At 66.9% G+C, this 15,419-nt stretch carries 12 protein-coding genes; 3 read left to right on the top strand and 9 right to left on the bottom strand.

Annotated elements, in window-relative coordinates; genetic code table 11:
• Positions 1-303: HNH endonuclease (locus tag AC1DKQ_RS22110; RefSeq protein WP_476920241.1), on the top strand; the 303-nt coding region annotated here is incomplete at its 5' end.
• A 130-nt stretch (positions 304-433) separates the two neighbouring features.
• Positions 434-715, top strand: a complete 282-nt coding sequence (locus AC1DKQ_RS22105; RefSeq protein WP_476886310.1) for a VOC family protein — start codon at positions 434-436, stop codon at positions 713-715.
• Between the two features lie 27 nt (positions 716-742).
• On the opposite strand, the gene AC1DKQ_RS22100 is transcribed toward AC1DKQ_RS22105, so the two are convergent.
• The 5 genes from AC1DKQ_RS22100 to AC1DKQ_RS22080 all read right to left on the bottom strand — a co-directional run bounded on the left by AC1DKQ_RS22100 (position 743) and on the right by AC1DKQ_RS22080 (position 7,584).
• Entirely contained in the window at positions 743-2,557 is a 1,815-nt protein-coding gene (locus tag AC1DKQ_RS22100; protein ID WP_476920244.1) for a gamma-glutamyltransferase family protein, read from the bottom strand.
• A 46-nt stretch (positions 2,558-2,603) separates the two neighbouring features.
• Positions 2,604-2,732, bottom strand: coding sequence for an MFS transporter small subunit (locus AC1DKQ_RS22095; protein ID WP_476920240.1), 129 nt, complete (start codon positions 2,730-2,732; stop codon positions 2,604-2,606).
• A gap of 1 nt (position 2,733) precedes the next feature.
• Positions 2,734-4,128 carry an OFA family MFS transporter gene (locus tag AC1DKQ_RS22090; RefSeq protein ID WP_476920243.1) on the bottom strand — a complete coding sequence of 465 codons (1,395 nt, stop codon included), beginning with the start codon at positions 4,126-4,128 and terminating at the stop codon, positions 2,734-2,736.
• Between the two features lie 219 nt (positions 4,129-4,347).
• Positions 4,348-6,891, bottom strand: coding sequence for a Tex family protein (locus tag AC1DKQ_RS22085; protein ID WP_476920242.1), 2,544 nt, complete (start codon positions 6,889-6,891; stop codon positions 4,348-4,350).
• 78 nt (positions 6,892-6,969) lie between these two features.
• Complete coding sequence (locus tag AC1DKQ_RS22080) at positions 6,970-7,584, bottom strand: SOUL family heme-binding protein (RefSeq protein ID WP_476886308.1); 615 nt, start codon at positions 7,582-7,584, stop codon at positions 6,970-6,972.
• A gap of 267 nt (positions 7,585-7,851) precedes the next feature.
• On the opposite strand from AC1DKQ_RS22080, the gene AC1DKQ_RS22075 reads away from it, so the two are divergent.
• On the top strand, positions 7,852-11,511 hold the full coding sequence (locus AC1DKQ_RS22075) for a TM0106 family RecB-like putative nuclease (RefSeq protein ID WP_476920239.1): 3,660 nt from the start codon (positions 7,852-7,854) through the stop codon (positions 11,509-11,511).
• Between the two features lie 128 nt (positions 11,512-11,639).
• Here AC1DKQ_RS22075 and AC1DKQ_RS22070 read toward each other — a convergent pair whose 3' ends face one another.
• From AC1DKQ_RS22070 to AC1DKQ_RS22055, 4 genes are all read right to left on the bottom strand, one after another.
• Entirely contained in the window at positions 11,640-12,419 is a 780-nt protein-coding gene (locus AC1DKQ_RS22070; RefSeq protein ID WP_476920238.1) for a triose-phosphate isomerase family protein, read from the bottom strand.
• A gap of 59 nt (positions 12,420-12,478) precedes the next feature.
• On the bottom strand, positions 12,479-13,828 hold the full coding sequence (locus AC1DKQ_RS22065) for an MFS transporter (RefSeq protein WP_476886305.1): 1,350 nt from the start codon (positions 13,826-13,828) through the stop codon (positions 12,479-12,481).
• A gap of 316 nt (positions 13,829-14,144) precedes the next feature.
• Positions 14,145-14,912: an SDR family NAD(P)-dependent oxidoreductase gene (locus AC1DKQ_RS22060; protein ID WP_377988521.1), complete on the bottom strand. Its 768-nt coding sequence runs from the start codon at positions 14,910-14,912 to the stop codon at positions 14,145-14,147.
• A gap of 35 nt (positions 14,913-14,947) precedes the next feature.
• The coding region (locus tag AC1DKQ_RS22055) for a 3-hydroxyacyl-CoA dehydrogenase family protein (protein WP_476920237.1) at positions 14,948-15,419 on the bottom strand (472 nt) is incomplete at its 5' end.

Here is a 15,419-nt window from a genome sequence, read left to right as displayed (position 1 = left end):
CCGCCGCACATCCGCAAGGCCCTCACCGCCCGGGACCGGGGCTGCGCCTTCCCCGGCTGCACCATCCCCGCGCCCTGGTGCGAGGCCCACCACATCGATTACTGGTCCCGCGGCGGGACCACCGGAACCGAGAACGGAACCCTGCTCTGTTCCCATCACCACCACGTGATCCACAAGGAACACTGGACCATCCGGCTCAAATCCGGGATCCCCTGGTTCATCCCGCCACCCCACCTCGACCCCCGCCAACACCCCAGACGCAACCACTACTTCCGACCCACAGATCCAGTCGCTGCGGCCTGACAGGGTGCCGCAGAACATGACGGCAGCATGACAGGCGCCACGGGACGGTCGCCGCAGCACGCGGCGCGGCCGGACGTTCTACCGTGATGTCCTCGGCCTGGATCTTTTCACGGTCCCCACGGGCAACCCCATGGTGCTCGGCGCCGCGGGTGGCTCCAGTCTCGCCCCCAGCGAGATGCCGGACCGGGTACCGTCGCCCTACCCGATGATCAGCTTCATGGTGACCGGCCTCGAGGAGATCGTTGATTTGCTGAAGGCCCGCGACGCCAGCTTCCAGCCTCCGGTCGTGGCCAGCTTCGCGGGCCTGGAGGGAGCAATCGTCGGGGACGTCATGGACTTCGGCATAGCCGAGTCAGTCTTTCTGAAAGATCCGGAAGGCAACGTGATCGCACTCAACGAATTCGTCGGCTGAACGTTCCCGCCAGGTGGGGCGCACCCACTACCGGCCAGCCGCGTACCCCTGCGCACCGCGCGGATTCGCGGCGGCCTGCAGGACGCCGGTCTCAGGATCCCGCACGACGGCGGACAGCCGCCCCAGCGCCCAGTCGCCGGCCCGGGTGACGACATGCCCGCGGCGTTCCAGCCCCGCGATGACGTCCTCCCCCAGCCGGTCCTCGACGACGGCGCCGCCCGGCTCCCAGGTCCGCGGCCAGAAGGACCCGGGCATCGACGTCGTATGGAACGTCGGCGCATCGATGGCTTGCTGCGGCGAGTATCCGCCTACGATGGTCCGCAACAGATACGGCAGCTGCCATTGGTCCTGCTGGTCACCGCCGGGTGAACCCAGCGCGGACACGGCGTGGCCCTCTCGCAGCACGAGAGTAGGCGTCAATGTGGTGCGCGGGCGTTTGCCGGGCGTCAGCGTGGACGGTGTGCCCGGCTCCAGCCAGGTCATCTGCAACCGGGTACCCAGGCAGAAACCCAGCTCCGGGATCGACGGGGAGGACTGCAGCCAGCCTCCGGATGGAGTGGCCGAGACCATGTTGCCCCAGCGGTCCACGACGTCGATGTGGCACGTATCGCCGCGGGTCTCCCCCGCGGGTGTCACGGTGGGCTCGCCGACGCCGAGTCCGGCCGCTGACGCAGACCCCGCGAACGCCGGCGGCGTGTACTCGGTACGCAGCGGCGGCACGTAGGGTTCCCGCCCGGGCACAGTGCCGGGTCGGAAATCGTGGGACGCCCGGTCTGTGATCAACGCCCGGCGGCTGGCGCAATAGTCAGCAGAGAGCAGGTACTCCAGCTGGACGTCGGTGTCGCCGTAGTACGCCTCCCGGTCCGCGAGCGCTAGCTTCTGCGCTTCCAGGATGGTGTGCGCCCCCAATTCAGTGGACGGGTCTAGGTAGCGGGCCTCGAATCCGGACAGGATGGCCAGGGTCTGCAGCAGCGCCGGGCCCTGGCCCCAAGGTCCGGTCTTGGCGATCGTGTGGCCCCGGAACTCAACGGTGGCCGCCGCCTCGTATCCGGCTTCGAACCCGGCCAGATCCGCCAGGGCCAGCACCCCGCAGTGATCCGTACCCGAGGAATGCCGGTGCGGGGCCCGAACAGAATCCACCATGGCGCGGGCCACGAAGCCCTCGCGCCACTCGTGCCGGGCCGCATCAATTCCTTCCTCGCGGGTAGATGCCTTGACTCCGGCCTCCACGAGTCGTTCCAGGGTGCGGGCATAGGCCGGGTTCCACACCAGCTCACCTTCGGCAGGGATCCTTCCACCGGGCATCCACAGCTCAGCTGACGTGGGCCAATGCGTCTGGAACAGCGCAGACACGGCCGCAATGGTGGTTCCAACCCGGCCGAGCATCGGATGGCCGTCCCGCGCGTAGCCGATCGCGAATTCCAGCACCGCGTCCAGCTCCCACGTCCCGTGGTCCCGCAGCAGCAGGAGCCAGGCGTCGACGGCGGCGGGCACCGCGGCGGCCAGGGCACCCGAGCCAGGAACGAGGTCCAGGCCTTCGGCAACATAGTGCTCCACAGTAGCCCCGGCCGGCGCCGGCCCCTGCCCCATCAGGACTATTGGCTGGTCCGGCCGGTCCGCGGTGACGAAGATCCCGGTCATGTCTCCGCCGGGCCCGTTGAGGTGCGGCTCCACCACGTGGAGCACGAATGCTCCCGCCACCGCGGCGTCGAAGGCGTTGCCGCCGCGCTCCAGCACCGCCTGGGCGGCCGCCGTCGAGAGCCAGTGCGTGGACGCGCTCATCCCGAAGGTGCCTTGCAGCGTGGGGCGGGTGGTGAATGGCTCCGGCCTGGTGAACGGCATCCGGGCCGCGCGCGGACGGTCCCTAAAGACTTCTGTAACAACGGTGTCAGCCAAACAGGGCCGCCACTCGTGTGAAGGTTTCGTAAACGCCATACGCGAGCGGCACGCCGACGAGTGCCCACGCGATGACCAATTTTCCGGTGGACGGCGTCACCGGTGTCTGTGCAGTGCTCATTTCAGGCCTCCAAGGCAGGTTCTTCGGACCGCACGCGGCCGGCACGGGGTTCGTGGAAGCGCGCGTTTACCGGCGAGACCAGCAGGTTTGCCACGAAACCGACAACCAGCAGCCCCACCATGGTCAGCAGGGCCGGCTGGTAGGACGCAGCGTTGAGCGCGCCGGGCTTGCCCTGCGCGTCCAGGAATGCATTGACGATCAACGGTCCTGCGACGCCGGCCGCGGACCAGGCCGTCAGGAGACGGCCGTGAATGGCGCCGACCTGGAACGTGCCGAAGAGGTCGCGAAGGTAGGCGGGGACGGTCGCGAACCCGCCGCCGTAGAAGGAGATGATGACGAACGCGAGGGCCACGTAAAGGACGGTCGACGTCGACCCGGCCAGGGCCAGCACGGTGTAGAGCACGGCGCCGACGCCGAGGTAGACCATGTAGATGCGCTTGCGTCCGGTGACGTCGGAGGTGGCGGACCAGGCAAAGCGGCCCGACATGTTGCCGATCGACAGCAGCCCCACGAAGCCGGCGGCCACAGCAGCGCTGACCATCGAAGTGCCGTCGGGCTGGCGGAAGAAGTCCTGGATCATCGGGGCGGCCTGTTCAAGGATGCCGATGCCTGCCGTGACATTGCAGAACAAGGCGATCCACACGAGCCAGAACTGTTTGGTCTTGACCGCGTTCCTGGCGGAGACGTTTTCCGTGGTGACCAGGGAGGCAGACTTGACCTTTGTGGGGTCGAAGCCTGCCGGTTTCCAGCCCTCGGCCGGGACCTTGATGGTGAAGGCGCCGAACATCATGTAGGCCAGGTAGATCACGGCGAGGGTCAGGAAGAGCTTGCCCACGGACTCGCCGCTGGCCACCCAGCCCTTGGCGCCGGAGTTGGGATCGTACATCTTGAGCAGCGCCGTGGAGACCGGACTGGCAATCAGGGCGCCGCCGCCGAACCCCATGATGGCCATGCCGGTGGCCAGTCCGGGCCGGTCGGGGAACCATTTGATCAGGGTGGAGACTGGGGAGATGTAGCCGATGCCCAAGCCAATGCCGCCGACGACGCCGTAGCCGAGATAGACGAGCCAGAGCTGGTGGCTGAAGATACCCAGGGAACCGATCAGGAAGCCACTGGCCCAGAACACGGCCGAGGTGAACATCGCCTTCCGTGGCCCGTTCTTGTCCACCCAGGTGCCCATGATGGCGGCCGAGAGGCCTAGCATCACGATCGCGACGGAGAAGATCACGCCGATCTCGGTCAGGCTCGCGCCGAAGTGCTTCACCAGCGCGGTCTTGTAGACGCTGGTCGCGTAGGCCTGGCCGATGCACAGGTGCACGGCGAGCGCTGCTGGGGGTACGAGCCACCGGTTGAATCCCGGCGGGGCGATGGTTCTTTCGCGGTCCAGCCAGCCCATGAATGCTCCCCTGCTCGTCAACGACATCGGTGTCTTGCACATTGGAGCGACGGTCCTCTGCCAGGGCCTCTGATCGAGCTTCCGGCAGAGGACCGTTGCCTCCGGCAATCATGGTCCAAATCGTCAGCAAACGTACTACTTATGCGCCAAGCGGTAGGCAATCAGCGATAAACGGTAAGTGCGGGTCCGGCGCCGGCGTCCCTGCGGCTCGAGGAGGAGCTATTTGCCCAGGCCGGCCTGCCGGAGCGCCTCGGCCATCGCCGTGTTGACGGGCGACGGCGTGGGCGTGGGCCTTTGCGGTTGCCTGGCCTGTGTGCTGCGCCCGGGCGTTTGCCGGTCGGCCGCCGGTTTCGCGGCCGGCTGATTCGACGGCTGATTCGACGTCGTCTGCGGCGCCGACTGCCGCGGTCGTTCCGCCCGCGAGTCCCCGCGTCCACCAGCCGCCCGGCCATCGCGGCCGCCGTCCCCACGTCCGCCGTCCCCACGTCCGCCGGCCGCACGTCCCGTGGAAGCCGCACGTCCCGCGGGGGCTCCGGGTTCGTCGTCGAGCCTTAGCGTCAGCGAGATGCGCTTGCGCTCCGGGTCCGCTTCCAGCACCTTGACCCGGACCACCTGGCCGGACTTGACCACCTCGCGGGGATCCGAGACAAAGCGGTTGGCCAGCGCGGACACGTGCACGAGCCCATCCTGGTGCACCCCGACGTCGACGAACGCGCCGAATGCCGCCACGTTGGTCACAGTTCCCTCCAGCACCATGCCCGGCCTCAGGTCCGAGATCTTCTCGATGCCTTCCGAGAACGCTGCCGCCGCGAAGGCCGGACGCGGGTCGCGGCCCGGCTTCTCGAGCTCGGCGATGATGTCCTGCACCGTGGGCAGGCCAAAGGAGCCGTCCACGAAGTCCTGCGGGTTCAGCGCCGCATAGCTTCCCGCGGCCGGTGCCTTCCCGGCCGCCGCCTTGATTTTCCGGGCCACCGGGTAGGCCTCCGGATGCACGCTGGAGGCATCCAGCGGCTCCGCTCCCCCGGTGATCCGCAGGAAGCCGGCGCACTGCTCAAAAGCCTTGGCGCCCAGCCGCGGGACCTTCTTCAGCTCGCTGCGCTTGTTGAAGGGTCCGTGTTCGTTCCGGTACGCCACGATGTTCTCACTCAGCAGCGGCCCGACGCCGGCCACCCGGCTCAGCAGCGCGGGCGAGGCGGTGTTGACGTCCACTCCCACGGCGTTCACGCAGTCCTCGACGACGGCGTCCAGGCTGCGGTCCAGCTTCGCGGCCGTGACGTCATGCTGGTACTGCCCGACGCCGATCGACTTCGGCTCTATCTTCACCAGCTCCGCAAGCGGATCCTGCAGCCGCCTGGCAATCGATACCGCGCCGCGCAGGGATACGTCCATGCCAGGCAGCTCGGCCGCGGCGAGCGCCGACGCTGAATACACCGACGCTCCGGCCTCGGACACCACGATCTTCTGCGGTTTGGAACCCTGCTGCGCTGCGCCGGAATCCATGGCGAGCTGCTTCAGCAGTTCTGCGGCGAGCTTGTCCGTCTCCCGTGAGGCGGTGCCGTTGCCGATCGCGACGAGTTCGACGCCGTGCTTCTTGGCCAGGCCCACAAGGGTCCGCAATGCTTCGTCCCATTTCCGGGCCGGAGCGTGCGGGTAGACGGTGTCGGTCGCAACCACCTTGCCCGTGCCGTCCACCACCGCGACCTTGACGCCGGTGCGCAGTCCCGGGTCCAGGCCCAGGGTGGCGCGGTTCCCGGCCGGCGCGGCGAGCAGGACGTCGCGGAGGTTCGCGGCGAACACGCGCACGGCCTCGTCCTCGGCGGCGGCGAACATCCGGCTCCGCAGATCAGCTGTCAGCCGGGCCAGCACCCTCGAGCGCCACGCCACCTGGGCGGTCTGCAGCAGCCAGGCGTCGGCGGGCCGGCCGCGGTCGGCAACCCCTAGGAACCTGGCCACAGCGGCTTCGTACCGGCCGCGCGCGGCGGTGAGGGCGGCGTCGTCGTTCGGTTCCGCCTCGGCGAGATCCAGCTCCAGCGCCCCGTCCTTTTCGCCGCGCAGCAGCGCCAGGACGCGGTGCGAGGGCATTCCGGCCGGCTGCTGGGAGAACTCGAAGTAGTCCTTGAACTTCTGGCCTTCGGCTTCCTTGCCCTTCTTCACGCGGGACACCATCCGGCCCTGGGTCCACAGCCGCTCCCGGAGGGTGGCGGCCAGGTCGGCATCCTGGGCGACGCGTTCCACCAGGATGGAGCGGGCTCCCGCGAGCGCCGCGGCCGGGTCCCCAATCGAGTGTTCGGCGTTGAGATACTTGGCCGCTTCGCGGTCCGGGTCCAGTTCCGGGCGCTTGAGCAGGGCGTCCGCGAGCGGTTCCAGCCCGGCTTCGCGGGCGATCTCCGCCTTGGTGCGCCGTTTGGTTTTGAACGGGAGGTAGATGTCCTCGAGCCGCGACTTCGTATCGGCGCCGACGACGGCGGCCTGCAGTTCCGGGGTCAGCGCGCCCTGGGCGGCGATGGCTTCAAGGATGGTCCGGCGGCGGTCTTCGAGCTCGCGCAGGTAGCGCAGCCGCTCCTCCAGGTCGCGGAGCTGGGTATCGTCCAGGGTTCCGGTGGCCTCTTTGCGGTACCGGGCGATGAACGGCACGGTGGATCCGGCGTCGAGCAGGTCCACGGCGGCCTTGACCTGCCAGGCTTGGACGCCGAGTTCGGCGGCGATCTGGGCGGCGATGCCGGACTCCTGCGTGTGCGGCGAACCGGTCTGCGGCGTGCCCATCTGTGGCGACGGGCCGGAAGCGGGCGAGACGGGCGAGGCGGGGCGCTGCGGGTGTTGGGTCACCCAAACCATTTTGCCTTACCCGGGTCTACGGCTGGGCTCAACTGGAGCAGGAGGAGGCTCCTGCACGTCCTGAACGACTTCGTTGCGCCGCATAAACCACGGCTTGAAGGGCGGATCGAAGCGGGCGAACCGTGGCGGCCCGTCGGCCGTCAGCCCGGCTACTACGAGTGCAGCCTGCAGGTCATTGTTGCGCCGTTCGAAAGCGGACTCCGACCCGCTTCCCGAGAACCGCAGCGCAGCCGCCAGCGACCCGGGGATTGCCCGGACTTCGACGTCGGAGTTCGCGGGGACCGGGGCCGTCCCCTCCGTTATGCCCGCAGGGAGCACAAAGGCAACGACAAACTCAGCGGGCTCGTCGCCTCCCGGCAGCGGACCGCTCTGGAGCACGGGAGCGGTCATCGCAAGCTTTTGTGAAGGACCCAGTTCCTGGATCACCGGGGCCGTCATCGCCAGCTTCTGACGGGCCGCGTTGCTGCCGCTGATGTAGTTGAACAGATGCCGGAAGGCAGCATTCCCGGCCCGGTCAAACGTCGCATTGACCTTTATCTCGGCCACAACATAGGCGGGATAGCGGCGCAGCTCAAAGTGCACGTATCGCCGGACCAGCTCATACGGTTGCTGTTCGGTCATGGCCCCAGACCTTACGCCGATCCGATGGCAGCAACCAGAGGGATCTTGCCGGTTGCTGTTCCTGGTTGCTCTTTCTGGTTGACGGGTACCCGCTCCCGTGTTCCCTGCTCCCTGCTCCCTGCTCCCTGCTCCCTGCTCCCTGCTCGATTGTCGGAGGTCTTTGATAGCTTGAACACGGAAGGCCGGACTTGGCTCATGCGGGGTTTGATCAACGCAGGCTAATCAACGCTGGCTTAATGAACAGAGTCCAGCAACAACGGGGGCATCGTGTTTTTTCTTGAACCTGAGGTGCAGGGCTCATCACCGGACCTGGTCTTTTCGGCGAGCGATCTGGTGGTGGCCGCGAGCTGTGAGTATCAGCTGCTCCGGAAGCTTGATGAGAAGCTGGGCCGCTCGTCCAAAGTGGCCTTCGACGCGGACGAGATGCTCCAGCACGCCGCCGTCTTGGGTGACCTCCACGAGCGCAAAGTCCTCGATGGGTTCGTCGCGGACTTCGGCCGCTGGGATCCGGTCACCGGAAGCGGCGTTTACGACGTCGTCCCTGCCGAAGCCATGGATCGCGCCGCTTTGGCTGCCAAGCATACCGAGTCCATCGAGGCGCTGCGGGCGGGCGCTGACGTCGTCTTCCAAGCCGCCTTCTTCGACGGCCAGTTCCATGGCCGCTCCGATTTTCTTGTGCGGCAGGCAGACGGCAGCTACGCGGTGTTCGACACCAAGCTCGCCCGCCACGCGAAGGTCACGGCTCTGCTCCAGCTTGCCGCCTATGGGGACCAGTTGCTGAAGGCCGGGATCCCTGTAGATCCGGCAGTGACACTCGTTCTGGGCGCTACGGTGCAGCTGGCGGACGGAGGATTCGACTACGTCCGCAGCCACCACAAACTCGCAGAAATCCTGCCGGTCTTCCGCGAGCGCCGGGACCGCTTCCTGGCTTTGACCTCCTCGCATCTGGCGCAACGCGGAGCCGCGCAATGGGGTGCAGCCGGAATCACCGCCTGCGGCCGCTGCGACTACTGCCAGGAACAGGTCACGGCCACCGAGGACCTGCTGCTCGTCGCCCGAATGAATTCGGCACAGCGCAAGAAACTGCACGCAGACGGCATCCATACGGTCACGGACTTGGCGCGGGCCAGCCTTCCGAAGGCGAACGCAGCGCTCCAGCGCCTGCAGGCCCAGGCCCGGATGCAGAGCGGCGTCGGCGGAGACGACGGCGGCGTCCGGTACGTCAAGGACGGCGAGGAACACTCCCTCCGCTACGCGGTCATCCCGGAAAACACGCTGGCCGAGCTTCCCCCGCCGAGCGACGGCGACATCTTCTTCGACTTCGAGGGCGATCCGCTGTGGCAGGAAAAGGCCACCGGAGTCTGGGGACTGGAGTACTTGTTCGGCGTCATCGAAGCCCCGACTGGGCCCGGCGTCCCCGGGGTTTTCAGGCCGTTCTGGGCGCACAGCCGGGAAGCGGAGAAACAGGCCTTCGTCGATTTCCTCGACTATGTGGAGAAACGCCGGCGGGACTACCCGGACATGCACGTCTACCACTACGCCGCCTATGAGAAGACGGCGCTCCGAAAACTCTCCGTCATGCACGTTGCCGGCGAAGACACCGTGGACGGCTGGCTGCGCGACGGGCTCTTGGTGGATTTATACCAGACCGTCCGGAACAGCATCCGGATCTCCGAGAACTCCTACAGCATCAAGAAACTTGAGCCGCTCTACATGGGGACGAATCTGCGCTCCGGAGATGTGAAGGACGCCGGCGCCTCCGTGGTTGCCTACGCCCATTACTGCGACGCCCGTGACAATGAGCGGCCCGATGAGGCGACCACAATCCTCGCAGGGATCTCCGACTACAACGAATACGACTGCCTCTCCACACTGGAGCTCCGGAACTGGCTCCTGGGCCTAGCACAGGAGCGCGGGATCAAGCCGGGAGACGGCGACGCGGCCGGAGGCGACGGTGCGTCCTCGGCTGCGCTCAAGCCTGTGAAAGTCAGCGCGGGCTCCGGGCCGGCTTCCGCTGAACTGGAACCGCTGGAAGTGTCGCTGGCCGAACTGGAACCGCTGGAAGTTTCGCTGGCCGAACTCGCGGATTCCGGCGTCGGGCTCTCCGAAGACGATCAGAAGGCGGTCTCGATGCTGGCGGCAGCGGTCAGCTATCACCGGCGGGAGCGCAAGGCGTTCTGGTGGGCGCACTTCGACCGTTGCGAGAACGGCCCCGTCACCCATCACCAGCAGGACCGCAACGTCTTCCTCGTCGAGGACGCCGAGGTCCTTGAGGACTGGTGGAAGGACGGCGCCAAGAATCCGGAGCGGAGGGTGAAGCTGATCGGCACGGTCAGCCCCGGCTCGGACCTGCGCGAAGGCAGCACGTGGTTCCGAATGTACGAGCCGCCGCTTCCGGCCGGGCTGGAGGGCACAGGCACCAAAGGAACCGGGCGCAACGGCTGGTTCGGCACCGAGGTTCTGGAGCTGGGCCACGAGGATGGCAAGGACACCGTCATCATCCGGGACAAGCTTCGCAAGAACGTCGAACCGTATAACCAGGTCCCCGTCGCCCTGACCGAAGACCAACCCATCCAAACCAAGAGCCTCGAGGAGGCGCTGGCGGCCCTGGCTGCCCGCGTCACCTCGGCGCTGCAGGCCAGGCCGTCCGCGTTCCCGCATCACCCGGCATTGGATCTGGTCCGGCGGGTTCCGCCGCGGCTTGCCTCTGGCGCACCGCTGCCGACGCCCGGAGACGGACCGGACCGCTACATCGACGCCATCACCGCGGCCGTCGCGGACCTGGACCATTCCTACGTGGCGGTCCAAGGTCCTCCCGGGACCGGTAAGACGCATGTGGGCTCACACGTGATCGCCCGGCTCGTGGCCCGCGGCTGGAAAGTCGGCGTCGTTGGCCAGTCCCATGCGGTGGTGGAGAACCTGCTGAAGACGGCGGTCACCAAGGCCGGCGTCGATCCTTCCGTGGTCGCCAAGGACGTGAAACACGCGGAGCCGCTTCCCTGGCAGCAGCGTTCGGCGCAAGATGTGGCACGCCTGCTGGGCTCACCGGGCGGCGCGCTGATCGGCGGTACGGCGTGGACCATGACGGGAGCAAATGTCCCGGCCGGGTCGCTGGATCTGTTGGTGATCGACGAGGCCGGCCAGTTCTCCTTGGCCAACACCCTCGCCGTGGCACAGGCCAGCAGCCGGCTGCTGCTGCTCGGGGATCCGCAGCAGTTGCCGCAGGTCAGCCAGGGCGCACACCCCGAACCCGTGGACGAGTCAGCTCTGGGCTGGGTCTCCGCCGGTCATGCCACGCTTCCGCCGGAGCTTGGCTATTTCTTGGCCGATTCGTGGCGGATGACCTCGGAGCTCTGCCGGGCCGTGTCCGAACTCTCCTATGAGGGCAAGCTGCACTCCGCGCCGGCTGCTGACCTCCGGAGGCTCGATGGAGTTCCTGCCGGAATCGAGACCGTCATGGTGGAACACAGCGGCAACATCACGTCGTCGACCGAGGAGGCCGCAGAAGTGGTCCGTCAGGTGAATCGGCATCTGGGGCTGAGCTGGCATTCGGAGGCGGGCACCCGCCCGCTCGACGTCGCCGACATCCTGGTGGTGGCGGCCTACAACGCCCAGGTCAACGTAATCCGCGACGCTCTGGACACCGCGAATCTCGCCGGCGTACGGGTAGGGACGGTGGACAAGTTCCAAGGCCAGGAAGCGGCCGTGGTGATCGTGTCCATGGCATGCTCAGCGGTGGCCGAGGCTCCGCGGGGCATGGAGTTCCTGCTCTCACGGAACCGGATCAATGTGGCGGTCTCCCGAGGGCAGTGGCGGGCAGTAATCGTCCGCGCGCCGGAACTGACCAACTACCTGCCCACGCATCCGGAGGGCATGGAACAGCTGGGCGGTTTCATCGGCCTGTGCCAGCAGTCGGTGGCTGCCTGAGCTTTGCCCGCCAGTCCAAGGGACATGCCCATTCTTGGACTCCCCCAGTGGGCACAACGGCATCCGGACCACTTTTCACGGCCAAGGCTGGACATGTCCCACGATGCTTGGTCCCGGCGCGGGGAGCCTTAGGCCAGCAGGAGCGCCTCGTCCAGGACGGCGCCGAAGTTCGCGGGGTCGTGCGCAAACCGGCCCAGGAACAGGCCCGAGACACCCTCAAGCGTTGGGAGCAGTCCGGGCTTGGCGGAACCGCCGTAGATGACCGGCAAATCTGGCACCCCCGCGACGGTGAGCTGCGCCCGGAGCCGCTGGACGACGTCGGACACGTACGCCGCGGCGGCGGGCTCGGCCGCGCCGATGGCCCAGACAGGTTCGTACGCCACAACCAAGCGGCCGGCGAGGTCCCAGTCGCCGTCGACGGCCGACTCGATCTGGCGGTACACAAAGTCCACGGCAGCGGAGGGCTGCCCGCGCTCCGTCTCCCCCACACAAAGCAGCGGCGTGAGCCCGGCATCGTCCGCGGCCCGGACCTTGAGGGTCACCATGGCATCGTCCTCGTGGAAGTGCCTCCGGCGTTCGGCGTGGCCGATCTCCACGAGCCGGACGCCGAGTTCGGCGAGCATGGACGGGGCAATCTCCCCGGTCCAGGGCCCGTCCGCCCAGCCGCAGTTTTGCGCCCCTAGCAGCAGTGGCGAGCCGGCCAGGAGCCGGGCCGCCTCGGGCAGGACGGGGAAGGACGGAATGACAAACGGGACAACCCGCCCGGCCGCGAGCGCCGGACGGGTGTCCACTTCGTGCCGCAGCCGCTCCAACCAGTCCAGGCTGTCCCGGTAGCCGAGGTACATCTTGGTGCTGACCCCCACCAGGATCTGGTTGCTGGAGGTCTGGCTGCCGGGAATCTGCTGCATTTGTTGGTGCTTTCTGCTGGATCCAGTTAATTGGGCTGGAAGCCGGGGCTGGGACGCCTTTACTGCTCCAGGAGCTCGTCGGCCTTGTTCTTGAAACGACGGGTCGCGAACATCATCCCAGCTGCCAGGAACGGGAGCACGCCGAGGGCAAGGACGCCTGCGGAGCCGGTGGGGTCAGCCGCGATCTGGTTGACCGAGGTCCGCAGGATCGGAGCGACAAAGCCGCCCAAGTTGCCGAGGGAGTTGATCAGGCCAATGCCCGCGGCCGCGGCCGTTCCGGTGAGGAACGCCGTCGGGTAGGACCAAGCGATGGGGCCAATGGAAAGGAAGGAGCACACGGCCAGCGTGATGAAGATGATGCCCAGCGCCGGAAGGTGGTTTGCACCGGCCCACGCTGATCCGAAGATGCAAAGTCCGGTGGAGATGAACAGCCCGGTACCCCAGACCCGGCGGCGGACCACCGTGTTGGCAGCCTTGCCGATGAAGTAGCAGGCGAAGATGCCGAAGAACCACGGGATGGCTGCCATCAGGCCGACGGCGATGCCCACCTTCTGCCCGGTCAGCTGGGCCACCTGCTGCGGCAGGTAGAAGGTGACGCCGTAGACGGCGATCTGCAGGCAGAAGTAGATGACGGTGAAGTACCAGACCTTGCCGTTCTTCATGGCGGCAAGCACGCCGCGCGGGCCGGACTCTTCCTTGACAGTGTCCTCCAGCGCCATGACTTCCAGGAGCGCCTTCTTCTCGTCCTTGGCCAGGAACTTGGCGTCCTGCGGGCTGTTGATCAGGAAGAAGTACGCGGCAATGCCGGCGATGACCGCCAGCATGCCTTCGACGAAGAACATGACCTGCCAGCCCTGGACGCCGGGGACCTGGTCGCCGATGTTGATCAGCCAGCCGGAGAGCGGGGCGCCCAGCATCTGGGAGAACGGCTGGGCCAGGTAGAAGATGGCGAACATCTTGACGCGGACCTTGTTCGGGAACCAGGCCGCCAGGAACATGATGACGCCGGGGAACAGCCCGGCCTCGGTGACGCCCAGCAGGAATCGCAGGATGATGAAGGAGGTCTCGCCCTGGACGAACGCGAAGCACGCGGAGACGATGCCCCAGGTGATGGCGATGCGGGCCAGCCACACCTTGGCGCCGAATTTGGTCAGGAGCAGGTTGCTCGGGATTTCGAACAGGGCGTAGCCGATGAAGAAGATCCCGGCGCCCAGGGCGAAGGCACCGGCACTGATGCCCTTGTCCACTCCCAGCGCGGCCTCGGAGAAGCCCACGTTGGTGCGGTCCAGGAAGGCGACCACATACAGGATCACCAGCATGGGCATCAGACGGCGGGAGGCCTTGGAGATGGCCGATTTAAGGACCGGCGTCTCCAGTAGGTCCCGGGTGGACGTTGTTGTTACGGACATCAAAAACTCCTCGTCGAGCAATCAGTGGTGTAACTCAGTGGGTGAATCAGTTGCGTGGAGAGCGGCCGGAATCCGGCCAAATTAGGCCGGCCCAGCCAAGAGGCCGGACACGGCCAAGCCTGCCCGGCCGAAGTGGGCCAGGCAGGCGAGGGCCGGATCCGGCCGGGAACAACTTCTAGCGTGAAAAAACCATCATCAGAACGCCGGCCAGGCAGGCCAGGATCCCAACGGCGAGGTATATCTTCCGTCCTTTGCTCCAGGCTGCGAATCCGGAGGCGGCGGCGGTTTGGCTGTGTTGTGCCACGGTGCTTCTTCCTTAGTGCATGTAGAGTCCGCCATCCACATTCAGCGTCTGGCCGGAGATGTAACCGGCGTCTTCGCTGATGAGGAAGGCGATTGCTGCTGCGATGTCCCGGGTGGAGCCAACGCGGTTGACCACGAGGTCTTTGGTGAGTTCGTCCTTGCGTTCCTCGCTGAGGGTTCCGCCCATGATGTCGGTGTCAATGGGGCCCGGGGAGATGGCGTTGACCGTGATGTCGTATTCGCCCAGTTCGCGGGCCGTCGCCCGGGTCAGGCCGATCACGCCGGCCTTCGCCACCGAGTACGGCGTCTTGGAGAACGTGCCCCCGCCACGCTGCGCGGAGACAGAGGAGATGTTCACGATGCGCCCGATCCTGCTCTTCGCCATGGATTCTGCGACGCGGCGCGTGGCGTAGTGGACGCCGTTGAGGTTGATGTTGAGCACGCGGTCCCATTCGGCGGCGTCGAGTTCCAGGTACGGAACCGGTGAGCTGACGCCCGCCACGTTGGCGAGGGCAACAATCTGCGGCAGTTCGGCCTCGATGGCGTCGATCGCGGCACGGACCGAGCTTTCGTCGGACACGTTGGCGCCGACGCCGAAGGCCTTGACGCCGTGCTCGGCGGCCAGTTCCTTGGCCGCCGCCTTGCAGCGTGCGTCATCGAGATCGATGATGCCAATGTTCCAACCCTGTGCTGCCAGGTAGTTGGCGGTGGCGCGGCCGATGCCGCGCTCGGAGACGGCGCCGGTGATGATGGCTGTGCGTTCTGTGGGGAAAGTGCTCATAGGAAGGCTCCTGAAGTGGAAGTGAACGCTGGAGGTCAGTTGATGGGGGCGGGGCCGAGCTCGTCGATGAGCTTCTGCATGGCGACGTAGGCCTTGTTCCGGTAGGCGATCAGTTCCGGTGTGCGCTCGGCCGGGACGTTGAGGAAGCCTGCGCCGGTCTTGGTGCCCAGCTTTCCGGCCTCCACGAGTTCGGTGAGGATCTTCGGGGTGGCGAAGCGTTCCGGGAATTCGGTCTGCAGGGATTTGTAGCAGAAGTTGTAGACGTCCAGGCCTGCCATGTCGGCGATCGCGAAGGGGCCGAAGAACGGCAGCCGGAAGCCGAAGGTGGTGCGGACCAGGGTGTCGATGTCCTCCGCGCTCGCGATGTCCTGTTCCACCAGCTGGGCGGCCTCGTGGAAGAGGGCGTACTGGAGCCGGTTGAGCACGAAGCCGGTGACGTCCTTGACCACGGCGGTCTGTTTGTTGGCCGCGTGCACGAGGTCGCGGACGGCGCCGACGGTGGCCGCG

The organism is Arthrobacter sp. 05L421 (assembly GCF_056397785.1).
The sequence above is the reverse complement of the archived record's forward strand: the minus strand, read 5'-3'. Positions and strand labels throughout refer to the sequence as shown.